The following is an 11,299-nucleotide window of genomic DNA, read 5'->3' on the forward strand; positions in this document are numbered from 1 at the left end:
GCCCCGGCCAGTATCTTATGAAGGCCGCCAACACCGTAGAGATCGAAGGCGAGCAGAAGCCGGCGCTGACCGCCGAGACGCTGGTGATGATGTATGAGCGCCGCAAGCGGGCAGGCGCTTAGAGGCCGTTTGGAAATTCTACTCCGGCAGCCATCTGGGGGCGTTTCTGCGCTTCCGGTGCTCACGGACGCAGAGTCCGCTCCGCTCCGGTTCTCGAAACCGCACCAATGACTCGCCAGAGCGAATTTCGAAACAGCCTCTCGGCCGTAGTCAACCATGATAGCCAAGGCAGATAGCGCCTAGCGCGACAACGCCACAGGCCGCAATGCGCTTCGGCGTCAGCGTCTCGCCCAGGAAAAGCCGTCCGATCAGCACCGCGAAAACCACGCTCGTCTCGCGGATGGCCGTGATCGGACCGGCCGGCCCGAGCGCGAAGGCCGCAACCACGGCGCCGTAGGCAATCAGGGCGAAAATCCCGCCGCCAAGCGCCTTCAGCGCGTCCGGTGAACGAAAGTCCACCGTGAGCTTGCCGCGGCAGATGATGAACGTGACCGGGAGCAGCACGCCGTAGGTCAACAGCACCCAGGCCGTGTAGGCGCCCGAGCTTCCCACCGAGCGGACACCGATGGCATCGACCGTCGCATAGGCCGCGATGATCACGCCGGTCGCCAAGGCATACAGGATTGATTTGGTCGCCGCGCGCCCTTTGCCAAGGGAAAGGCTCATGATGCCGAGCGCGGCGAGGACGACGCCAAGGGTCTGAAGCGTGCTCAGGCGCTCGCCGGCCAGAACGAAACCACCAACCGTCACCAGGAGCGGCACAGAGCCGCGAACGATCGGGTAGACCTGTCCCAATTCACCGTAGCGATAGGCCGCCACGAGAAAGAGGCTGTAGCCGACCTGAAGGCAGCCCGAGAGAACGATATAGGGCCAGGCCGATGACACTGGAAGGGGATGGAAGATCGCCAGCGGAATGGCGGCGATCGTTGCCGAGAAGCTCATGACCGTGACGGTCCACAGTCTGTCGCTGCCGGTTCGCAGGAAGGCATTCCAGCTGGCGTGCAGGATCGCGGCGAACAGTGCCAGGCCAATGACCGTCGCGCTCATCGCGGTCTCCCCGGCGCGGCGAGGATGGCCATTGCCGCCTTGCGGGCGTCGCGACTGGCGGAGTCTGGCTGCCCCATCCGGGCCATCAGCGTCGCGCCCTCGATCAGCATTAGCAGGGCGGCGGAAGTGCTGTCGGCTTCGTCGGTGGGCATCGTCTCTTCGAGGATCAGCCGCATCCGGCGCTTGAGGTCGTTCTTCTGCCTGGCGGCGGCCTGAAACACCGGGTGCGCCGGATCGCCGAACTCGGCCAGGGCATGCGCGAACAGACAGCCGTGGAAGTCGGCGCTGTGGAACCAGCGACCGTACCAGTCGAAGATTATGCCGATTTTCCGTTCGGGCGTGGCCGCCTGTTCGGCGAGACGGTCGAGTTGACGTTCGAAGCGCCCCGCACGGTAGGCCAGGACCTCGACCATCAAATCGTCCTTGCTGGGAAAGTGCCGGTACATGGTCATCTTGGCCACGTCGGCTTCGGCGATGATGCGGTCGATGCCGGTGGCGTGGAAGCCCACGCGCTTGAACAGGCCATAGGCGGTTTCAACGATATGCTGGCGCTTGTCGGTTCTGGCCGGTTCGGTCATGATAGTGGCGGTGATGAGACAGGTCTGTCTATCTACGCCTGCGCGACGAGGCCTGTCAATTGCCGGTTGGACCGGAGGCGGGAGGCAAGCGCGACGGGCCTCCGGCTTCGAGCCCGGTCGCACCTACGCGGCTTTGCGGCGGAGCCGCCATCGCGTTATTTAGGGCCCTGAAAATGCGCTGATCTTCGCATTGCGCCACGTTGAAGCGCATGAAGCGGCCGGCGGTGTGCGACAGGCTGAAGGCGTTGCCTGGCGCCAGCACGACATTGTCCGACAGCGCATTGCGCGCGACTTCCGCCGCGTCGATGCCGTCGGGCAAGCGGCACCAGAGGAACATGCCGGCAGGCTGGTCGATCCAGGGCGTGATGCCCATCGCCTTCAGCCTGCCGGCGGTCTCGGCCATGGCGCGCGACAGGCGCGTGCGCAACTGCTCGATATGCTTGCGGTAGCTGCCGTCCTTCAACAAGGTCAGCACCAGGTGGGCCGACAGCCGCGCACCGCCGAATGTCGTGGCGATCTTGAGATCGGTCAGGCCTTCCATCCAATCGGGTGGCGCCGCGATGAAGCCGCAGCGCACCGAGGCCGACAGCGTCTTGGAGAAGGAGCCGATCTGGACAACGCGCTGCAGCCCGTCGAACGCCGCGAGCCTTGGGGCAGCGCTGTGCTCGAAGTCTGCGAAAATATCGTCCTCGACGATGGTGAGATCCGCCTGGTCGGCGAGCTTCAGCAACCGATGCGCGGCGACCGGCGACAGGATCGCGCCGGTCGGGTTGTGGATGCCGGAATTGGTGATGTAGAGGCGCGGCCGATGCTCGGCGAGCGCCGCGGCGAAAAGCTCGATATCCGGTCCCGAAGGCGTGTAAGGCACGCCGACCACTTTGGCCTGATGGGCGCGCATCAGAGCATGAAAGTTGAAGTAGCAGGGATCGTCGACCAGCACGGCATCGCCGGGCTCGATCAGGAAGCGGCACAAAATGTCGATGGCCTGGGTGCCGCAGTCGGTTAGCATGATCTGGTCCGGCGAGACCTCGACGCCATGCTCGGTCATGCGCCTTGCCAGCAATTGGCGCAGCGGCGCTAGGCCAAGCGGCGTGCCATAGTCCGCTAGCGCCACGTCGTCAGCGCGCGCCGCGCTGCGCAGCGCCCGGCGCAAGGCAGCCTGCGGCATCCAGGACGCCGGCAGCCAGCCGCAGCCGGGCTTCAGCATCTCCTCGCCGGCTTCGAGCGATTGCCGCGACACCCAGAGGGGGTCGACGGCGCGGTCAAGCCGAGGGCCGATCTTGGCGAGTGACAATGGCGCAAGCTGGCCGGCGGCGTAGAAACCCGAACCCGGGCGCGAACGGATCGTGCCTTCCGCGGTGAGGCGCTCATAGGCTTCGACCACGGTCGACTTCGAAACCTGCATGGATTTGGCCATGGCCCGTATCGACGGCAGGCGGGCTCCGGGCGTCAGCGTGCGCGCCGCGATACGCTGGCGGATCGCCGCCATGACGGTTTCGACGAGGGTGGCGCCGCTGGCATTTGGGCCTGATGTGTCCATCTGTACTTCCCTGCCGACCATTACAGTTTTGTGGAATTGTACTCCATTGTCTCTGGCGACACCATGGCCTGCGCCGGTAGGGAAGCGCAAACGGAGCAGATCATGGAAAAGAGTTTCGACGGCTGGCTCAGCGGCTTCATCGGCGTGCTGATCTTCAGCGGATCGCTGCCGGCGACGCGGCTGGCGGTGATGGATTTCGACCCGACCTTCCTGACGGCGGCACGGGCGGCGATCGCCGGCCTTCTGGGGATCGCGATGCTGCTGCTGTTCCGCGAGAAACGTCCGGAGCGAGGGGATCTGGTCTCGCTGGCCGTCGTCGCGCTGGGTGTCGTGGTCGGCTTCCCGTTGCTGACGGCGCTGGCGTTGAAGCATGTCACCTCGGCGCATTCGATCATCTTTGTCGGCCTGCTGCCGCTGGCGACCGCGATCTTCGGCGTGCTGCGCGGCGGCGACCGTCCGCGCCCGGCTTTCTGGCTGTTCTCGTGCTTTGGCAGCGCTTTGGTCGCCAGCTTTGCCCTGGCGCAAGGCGTGACTGCCTCACCGGTCGGCGACGGCCTGATGCTCGGCGCCATCATCGTCTGCGGGCTGGGCTACGCCGAAGGGGCCAAGCTGTCGCGCAAGCTCGGCGGCTGGCAGGTGATCTGCTGGGCGCTGGCGCTGTCGCTGCCGGTCATGCTGGCGTTGAGCTTCGCGACGCTGCCGCCATCCTTCGCGGCCGTCGGTTCGAGCGCCTGGATCGGGCTCGGCTATGTCTCGCTGTTCAGCATGCTGATCGGCTTCGTGTTCTGGTATCGCGGCCTGGCGCAAGGCGGCATAGCCGCCGTCGGGCAACTGCAATTGCTGCAGCCCTTCTTCGGCCTGGCGCTGGCGGCGAGCCTGCTGCACGAACAGGTCAGCCCGATGATGGTGGTCGTCACGCTCGGCGTCGTGGCATGCGTGTTCGGGGCGAAGAGGTTTGCACGGTAGACGCCTACTGATTTGCTTTGACGCAATTCCGGACGGAAAACCGTTTCACACTTTTCCTGGAATTGCTCAGAACTTCGTCACGACCCCGATGCCAATGCCCTCGAAGCCACCCATCGCCATCAGGGCCGCGGGCGCTTCCTCGAGGCTGATCTTCTTGCCGACCAGCAGTTCGGGCTTGAGCTTGCCGGTGCGGATCATCTCCATCATCGCGGAATAGCGATAGGCCTGCATGCCGTGGCTGCCGAGGATCTCGAGCTCGAAGGCTATCACCTTGTCCATCGGCACTTGCGGGCGGGCATGTTCGCCCAGCATCAGCCCGACCTGAACATGGCGGCCGCGCCGGCGCAGGTTCGAGATCGAGTTGAACGAGGTGGTCGGGTGTCCCAGCGCGTCCATCGACATATGCGCGCCGCCATTGGTGATCTGCTTGACGGCCTTGACCACGTGCGGCGTCGTCGAGGCGTTGATGGTCGCCACCGCGCCGATCTTCTTGGCGAATTCCAGCTTCTCGTCCGTGAGGTCGATGGCAATGACGTTAGCGCCAATGGCGCTGGCGATCATGATCGCCGACAGGCCGACGCCGCCGCAGCCATGCACGGCCACCCATTCGCCGGGGGTCACCCGGCCCTGGTCGACGATGGCGCGAAACGAGGTGACGAAGCGGCAGCCGAGGCTTGCCGCGGTAGCGTATTCCATCGCGTCGGGCAGGCGCACGAGATTGGTGTCGGCATGCTCGATGCCGACATATTCGGCGAACGAGCCCCAGCCGGTGAAGCCCGGCTGCGTCTGGTGCTCGCAGACCTGATGGTTGCCGGAGGTGCATTCGAAGCAGCGGCCGCAACCGACGGCGAAGGGGACCGTGACGCGGTCGCCGGCCTTCCAGCGGCTGACCTGCTTGCCGGCGGCGACGACGACGCCGGCAAGCTCGTGTCCGGGAACATGCGGCAAGGTGATGCCGTCGTCATGGCCCATCCAACCATGCCAGTCGCTGCGGCAAAGCCCGGTCGCCTCTACTTTCATGACGACGCCGTCCGGGGCGGGCTTTGGATCCGGCACGGTCTGGATGGTCGGCGTCTCACCGAATTTTTCGAAGACAACGGCTTTCATAGGATTGCTTCCATATATGTCAGTTCAATGGCAGGTGGCTGGACGACGATCCGAACTAAGGTGGCAACGGTGGTCGGTCTAGAAGGGGCTGCCGCTTGCGAACCCATTCATCGGCCTCGGCATCCCATGGCCAAACGCCGGAGGTTGTTGGAAAAATTAGCTGCATGATCCGGAAATCCGGCCCGTCGTAGAACCAGATATTCCAACCGAAATATTCGGGATAGTGGTCCGGGTGGACCGCACCGAACTGACAGTCGAAGCCACCTCCCAGGAAACCCGACGCCCGCTCTCCGATGCGGAACCTCTCGCCGCCGCGCACGCGTCTGCAGTACTCATTGACGATGGTCATCGAAAGCTCCGGCTTGAGCCCGATGACGACCAATCAGGGACGCCAAAATTGTGCTCTATCCCGACCGAGTATGCGAATGGCGGATTCTCGTCCTCCTCCAGCACATAGAGGATATGACACCCGAACTCGTCGATGTCGGCCAGTGCCTTGGCCTCCTCGGCGTCTTTGGCTTCCCTACTCGGCATCGATCTGGTTCTGCGGCGCTGCCTGCTGGAACGCCGGCAGCGCCATGCAGGCGGCGTTGATGCGCGCGATTACCGGGTAGGGCGCCATGTCGACACCGAAGCGGGCATTGTTGGTGACCTGCGCGGCAAGGCAGATATCGGCCATGCCCGGCGTGTCGCCATGGCAGAAGGCGCCGGTCTCGGGCGAGGAGGCGAGAATCTTTTCAAGCGACTGGAAGCCTTCGTTCACCCAGTGCCGAAACCAGTTGACGACGTCCTCGTCGCCGGCGCCGAACAAGGTGCGCAGCGAGGTCAGCACGCGCAGATTGTTCACCGGGTGGATGTCGCAGGCGATCATCTGCGCCAGCATCCTGACGCGAGCCCGACCCAACGCATCCTTCGGCAGCAGCGGTGGCTCGGGCTCAATCTCGTCGAGATATTCGATGATCGCCAGCGACTGCGTCAAAAGCCGGCCGTTATCCAGCACCAGCGCCGGCACCAGCCCTTGCGGGTTGATCGCGAGATAGGCGGGCTCGAGATGCTCGCCGTGCCGCAGATGATGCGGCACATAGGTATAGTCCAGCCCCTTCATCGCCAGCGCGATCCGCACCCGGTAGGAGGTGGAGGAGCGGTAGTAATTGTGGAGGACGAGGTCGCTCATCGCCTCGGTTGTCCGATGGCCACCTCGACCGTGCCGATGCCGTCGACCCCGCCGGTGATCCTGTCTCCGGCCTGAACCGGACCGACGCCGGCCGGCGTGCCGGTGAAGATCAGGTCGCCCGGGCGAAGCTCGACCGCCTCGCTGCAGATCGAGACGATGTCGGCGATCGGCCAGATAAGCTCGGCAAGATCGCCGTCCTGTTTCACCGCGCCGTTGACGGCAAGCCAGATGCGGCCTTTGTCCGGATGTCCTGATGTCGCGGCCGGAACCAGCGGACCGCAAGGCGCGGACTGGTCGAAGGCCTTCGACCAGTCCCACGGACGTGCCGCTTTCTTCGCCTGATCCTGCAGGTCGCGGCGGGTCAGGTCGACGCCGACGCCGTAGCCCCAGACATGAGCGAGCGCATCGGCGCGCGGAATGCGGAAGCCGGCCTTGCCGATGGCGACGACCAGCTCGATCTCGTGATGCAGATTCGCGGTCAGCGGCGGGTAGGAGATCTCGGCGCCGCTGTCGACAACCGCATCGGCCGGCTTGGTGAAGAAGAAGGGCGGATCGCGCTCGTCGTTGCCGAGCTCACGCGCATGCGCCGCATAGTTGCGGCCGACGCAGAAGATGCGGCGCACGGCAAACCGTTCCACGGAGCCGGCAATAGCGACCGAGGCGGTTGCTGGCGGCGGAAGGATGAATTCTGGCATGGGCTGTCTCTGTGTTGGCATGAATCGTGCGCACCTTCGGCCGATTTCGACGGCCGGGCAAGACTGAGGACGCTCCCGCGCACATCGGCCTGTCGTTCCAATGGCAGTGCCCTGTGCCATTGGGGCCCTGTACCATTGGGCGATATACTATTTGCCAATAATCTGGCCATGGTCACCGGACTATCCTGTACCGGCCGAAACCGAACCGATGCCTGAACCCGTGCAATGAGCTCCGTCAGCGACCGCGCCCGCTTCCTGATCATCGACGACCACCCGCTGTTTCGCGAGGCGCTGCACAGCGCTGTGCAGATGGCCTATCCGGACGTCGACACGGTCGAGGCGCGCTCGATCACGGAGGCCATCGAACTCCTCGCCGACGCCAAGCCGTTCGATCTTGCGATGCTCGATTTGAGCATGCCCGACGTGCATGGCTTCGAGGGGCTGTTGCAGCTGAGGACCCGCTACCCGCGGCTGCCGGTGGTGATTGTCTCAGGCTATGAGGAACCGAAGATCATTTCGGAGGCGTTGTCCTACGGCGCGGCCGGCTTCATCCCGAAATCGGCCAGGAAGAGCGATCTCGCCGCCGCCATCCGCTCGGTGATGGACGGCGCCGTCTATGTGCCGGAAAATTACGAGGGCCAGCCGCCCGACCCCGACAGCACCGACCGCGCCGATATGGTGCAGCGCCTGGCGAGGCTGACGCCGCAGCAGCTCAGGGTGCTGCAGATGCTGCGCCAGGGCATGCTCAACAAGCAGATCGCCTACGAGCTGCAGGTGGGCGAGACGACGGTGAAGGCGCATGTCTCGGAGATCTTGCGCAAGCTCAATGTCTACAGCCGCACGCAGGCGGTGATCGAGGTGTCGAAGCTGGATAATGCGGAGTTGTTTCGGGATCAGGCGGGGTTTTGAGGGGCAGTTCTAAGCCAGCAAATGCGCCAGCAGCGCTCTTAGCTGCGCAGGCTTCAGCGGCTTGCGCATCAGCTCGATGCCGGCGGCGCGGGTCGCCTTGGCGACGTGCTCTGACCCATCGGCGGTGACGATCAGCGCCGGCACCGAACGGCCGAGATAGTCGCGGACTTCGGCTATGGTGGCGGTGCCGAGGTCGCCGCCGTCGAGATGCTGGTCGGCGATGATGATGTCGGGCACCCAATCGGTGTCGCCCAGAAGATCGAGCGCGTCGTCGGTCGAGGTCGCGGCGCGCACCAGGCACTGCCAGCGTTCGAGCAGCGAGGTCATGGCGGAGAGCACGTCGGCGTCGTTCTCGACCAGCAGGACCTTGGTGCCGAAGAGGCCGTAGCCGCGCGGACGGTCCATGTCGGCGATGCCTGTCGCCGGTTCGGCGGCCGCCATGCCGATCGGCACGTCGATGTGGAAGATGGTACCGCGCCCGACCCTCGAGGAAAAGGTGACGGGGTGGCCAAGGGCAGCCGCCATGCGGCGCACGATGGCGAGGCCCAGCCCCAGCCCGCCGGCCAATCCGCCGTCGGCAAGTGTCGAGGTGCCGCGGTGGAACTCCTCGAACACCGCTTCGCGCTGGTCCTCGGCAATGCCGCAGCCGGTGTCGGCGACGTCGATGCGGATGGTGTCGCCGCGATGCCTGGTTCCGACCAGCACGCCGCCGGAGCGGGTGTAGCGCAGCGCGTTGGAGAGGATGTTCTGCAGGATGCGCCTGAGCAGGGTGCGGTCGGAGCGCACCACGACATTGACCGGCCGGAACTTCAGCGACAGGCCTTTCTTCTCAGCCTCGGGCTGGAAATCCGAGCGCAGCGAGGAAAACAGCGTCTCCAGGCTGACGTCGCCGATCTCAGGCTGCACCACGCCGGCGTCGAGCTTGGAGATGTCGAGCAGCGTGCGCAGCAGGTCTTCCATCGTCTCCAGCGAGCGCTCGACCTGGCGCACCAGCTTCCTGCCTTCCTCGCTGGTCTGGACCTCGGCCAGCGCCGAGACCGACAGATGCGCGGCGTTGAGCGGCTGCAGCACGTCGTGGCTGGCGGCGGCGAGGAACCTGGTCTTGGAGAGGTTCGCCAGTTCGGCGTTTTCCTTCGCCGCGCTGAGCTCGATGTTCGATTGCTCGAGCCGGCGTAGCGTCGCGTGCAATTCCTCGGTGCGGTTGCGCACCCGGTTTTCCAGCGAGATGGCGGTCTGGAACAGCGAGAAGGCGTTGCCCTGCTGGTCCATCGAGCGCTCGACGCGGCTGACAAGCGCCGCGTTGATCTTCTTCAGCCTGTCGACGTCGTCGATGTCGCGCAGCGGCATGCCGTTCACTCGGCCGCCTGGCGCTCGCCGAAGGCGATGCCGGTGAAGGTCTGGTTGAGATGCATCGAGCGGTACTGCTCGCCATAGGTGCCGAACCCGATGACCTTGTTGGTCCGGTAGAGCTCGGAAATGTCGCGGAAGACCTGGCGGTTGCGCGCATCGAGCCGGCGCAGCACGCAGTCGAAGCCCAGGATCATATCTATCCCGCCGAGCTTGTGCTCGACATCCTCGAAAGCGGTGCGTGTCGATTCCACCATGTTCTTCGGCTGGGCGATGGAAAGCACGATACCGTCGTCGATGGCGCAGAAGAAGGACAGTGAGCCGTCAGGATGCATGCGCTGGATCGATCGGCAATAATATTCGCCGCCGACCTTCACCACGACGGGGTGCGAGGCAAAGCTCAGCGGCGTCAGCGTCTGCGGCAGGATGCCGACGGAGGTTGCGTATTCCTCGGCCGCGTTGGCGGCGTTGAATTCGCGCACTATGCGATGGTCGGGGTCGGACGCCGTCACCACCAGCTTCTCGTCGGTCGGGATGAAATTGTCGGTCTTGAAGACGTGGAAAGGAATTTCGGTCGCAACCAGCACGATGACGGCGCTATCGGAGGCGACCCTGCCATTGGCCATCAGCCTGGTCGTCTCGAATTTGAGGTCGTCGCCGGCCGAGCCGCCGATCAGCGGGACGTCGTCCAGTCCCCAGTGGATGGCCGAGGTCACCGCTTCCTCGGCATAGGACAGCCCGTCGATGAAACAGAGCGCGAAAAACTGGTTCGAGCGGTCGTGGCCGATGCGCTCGCGCAGCAGGCGCCGCAACGCCGCGACCTCGCCGGTGATACTGTCCATGCTGGACGAAGAGAGGTTTTCGACCATGACGGAGACGGTTGAAAACGACGCCGAAGGCAAAAGCAGGGCAAGGATATGCCCTTCCTCCAGTCCCTGCGGCGTGATCTCGCCGGCGGTCGAGCAGCCGGCATAGGCGAGCGAGGGCGCGTATGCTTTCAGCGCCTGCGCCAGCGCCGCCGCGTCGACAAGGCCTTGGGAGAAGAACAGAAGCGCGAAACCGGCGTCGACGATCGCCGCTTCGGCCGCGATGGCCCGGGCAAAGGCATTCGGGTCGGGCTCATCCGTGGTGAGCGCCGATAGGCCCGATGCATAGCGTGTGCTCGAACTGGCCAGCTGCCTTCTCCGCAATTCTTGCGACGCGGTTTATGGGTGTCTTTTCTATGCGTGCCAGGCACGCTCCGCATCGAGGGCATCTTTGCCCTCAATCCCTGATTTGGCAATGGGGCCGGTTGCTGCGCTGCACATAACTTTTGCCATGATCGAAAGTACAATGGAACCGGCGCTGGCAGCGCTGTTTTGCGCGTTGTACGGTGCGCGAATGGTACTGCCGAAGCACAGCACGGCATCGGCAGGGTGAGGACCAAGGTTAATACCCAGGGAGGTTGCATGTCGGACGTGTCCTTGACTGTGAATGGGAAACGGGTCAGCGGGAGCGCCGAAGACCGAACGTTGCTGGTGCATTTCCTGCGGGAGCATCTGGGTCTCACCGGAACGCATGTCGGTTGCGATACGTCGCAATGCGGCGCCTGCGTGGTGCATGTCGACGGCCGGGCGGTGAAATCCTGCACAATGCTGGCCGTTCAGGCCTCAGGCTCGACCATTGTCACCATCGAAGGGCTGGCCGACGGCGCCGAGTTGCATCCGGTCCAGGCCGCGTTCAAGGAGCATCACGGCCTACAATGCGGCTTCTGCACGCCAGGCATGATCATGACGGCGACCGACATGATCGCGCGCCATCCGGAGGGTCTGGACGAGGCGACGGTGCGCGCCGAGCTCGAAGGCAACATCTGCCGCTGCACGGGCTACCACAACAT

Annotated in this window: 12 protein-coding genes and 1 pseudogene; 4 read left to right on the forward strand and 9 right to left on the reverse strand. The window is 64.6% G+C overall.

Annotation, left to right across the window (positions count from 1 at the left end; genetic code table 11):
* Positions 1–122 (forward strand): annotated as a pseudogene (locus EOA27_RS43105) (MaoC family dehydratase); the annotation flags it as partial.
* Between the two features lie 148 nt (positions 123–270).
* Here the strand turns inward: EOA27_RS43105 and EOA27_RS07205 are convergent.
* The 3 genes from EOA27_RS07205 to EOA27_RS07215 are packed head-to-tail and all read right to left on the reverse strand — an operon-like array spanning position 271 to position 3,225.
* Positions 271–1,107, reverse strand: coding sequence for a DMT family transporter (locus tag EOA27_RS07205; protein ID WP_126082232.1), 837 nt, complete (start codon positions 1,105–1,107; stop codon positions 271–273).
* On the reverse strand, positions 1,104–1,685 hold the full coding sequence (locus EOA27_RS07210; RefSeq protein WP_127255825.1) for a TetR/AcrR family transcriptional regulator: 582 nt from the start codon (positions 1,683–1,685) through the stop codon (positions 1,104–1,106). The genes EOA27_RS07205 and EOA27_RS07210 overlap by 4 nt, the downstream gene beginning before the upstream one ends.
* 55 nt (positions 1,686–1,740) lie before the next feature.
* Positions 1,741–3,225, reverse strand: a complete 1,485-nt coding sequence (locus tag EOA27_RS07215; RefSeq protein ID WP_245467010.1) for a PLP-dependent aminotransferase family protein — start codon at positions 3,223–3,225, stop codon at positions 1,741–1,743.
* A 102-nt stretch (positions 3,226–3,327) separates the two neighbouring features.
* Here EOA27_RS07215 and EOA27_RS07220 point away from each other — a divergent pair, with 102 nt between their 5' ends.
* Entirely contained in the window at positions 3,328–4,191 is an 864-nt protein-coding gene (locus EOA27_RS07220) for a DMT family transporter (protein ID WP_126082235.1), read from the forward strand.
* 66 nt (positions 4,192–4,257) lie between these two features.
* Here EOA27_RS07220 and EOA27_RS07225 read toward each other — a convergent pair whose 3' ends face one another.
* From EOA27_RS07225 to EOA27_RS07240, 4 genes are all read right to left on the reverse strand, one after another.
* Positions 4,258–5,298, reverse strand: coding sequence for a zinc-dependent alcohol dehydrogenase family protein (locus tag EOA27_RS07225; RefSeq protein WP_126082236.1), 1,041 nt, complete (start codon positions 5,296–5,298; stop codon positions 4,258–4,260).
* Positions 5,299–5,353: 55 nt separating this feature from the next.
* Positions 5,354–5,647, reverse strand: a complete 294-nt coding sequence (locus EOA27_RS41470) for a DUF4262 domain-containing protein (protein ID WP_210211612.1) — start codon at positions 5,645–5,647, stop codon at positions 5,354–5,356.
* Between the two features lie 174 nt (positions 5,648–5,821).
* On the reverse strand, positions 5,822–6,472 hold the full coding sequence (gene maiA / locus EOA27_RS07235; protein WP_126082237.1) for a maleylacetoacetate isomerase: 651 nt from the start codon (positions 6,470–6,472) through the stop codon (positions 5,822–5,824).
* The gene (locus tag EOA27_RS07240) at positions 6,469–7,167 is read right to left on the reverse strand and encodes a fumarylacetoacetate hydrolase family protein (RefSeq protein ID WP_126082238.1); all 699 of its coding nucleotides are present in this window, start codon (positions 7,165–7,167) and stop codon (positions 6,469–6,471) included. Before EOA27_RS07240 ends, maiA begins: the two co-directional genes overlap by 4 nt.
* A 225-nt stretch (positions 7,168–7,392) precedes the next feature.
* Here EOA27_RS07240 and EOA27_RS07245 point away from each other — a divergent pair, with 225 nt between their 5' ends.
* Positions 7,393–8,076, forward strand: a complete 684-nt coding sequence (locus EOA27_RS07245; protein WP_126082239.1) for a response regulator transcription factor — start codon at positions 7,393–7,395, stop codon at positions 8,074–8,076.
* A 9-nt stretch (positions 8,077–8,085) separates the two neighbouring features.
* On the opposite strand, the gene EOA27_RS07250 is transcribed toward EOA27_RS07245, so the two are convergent.
* Entirely contained in the window at positions 8,086–9,423 is a 1,338-nt protein-coding gene (locus EOA27_RS07250) for a hybrid sensor histidine kinase/response regulator (protein WP_126083771.1), read from the reverse strand.
* Positions 9,424–9,428: 5 nt separating this feature from the next.
* Complete coding sequence (locus tag EOA27_RS07255; protein WP_126082240.1) at positions 9,429–10,613, reverse strand: FIST N-terminal domain-containing protein; 1,185 nt, start codon at positions 10,611–10,613, stop codon at positions 9,429–9,431.
* Between the two features lie 258 nt (positions 10,614–10,871).
* Here EOA27_RS07255 and EOA27_RS07260 point away from each other — a divergent pair.
* Positions 10,872–11,299, forward strand: a 428-nt coding sequence (locus EOA27_RS07260; protein ID WP_145970284.1) for a (2Fe-2S)-binding protein, incomplete at its 3' end; no start/stop codon positions are given.

This window comes from Mesorhizobium sp. M2A.F.Ca.ET.037.01.1.1, assembly GCF_003998075.1.
Taxonomy (GTDB): domain Bacteria; phylum Pseudomonadota; class Alphaproteobacteria; order Rhizobiales; family Rhizobiaceae; genus Mesorhizobium.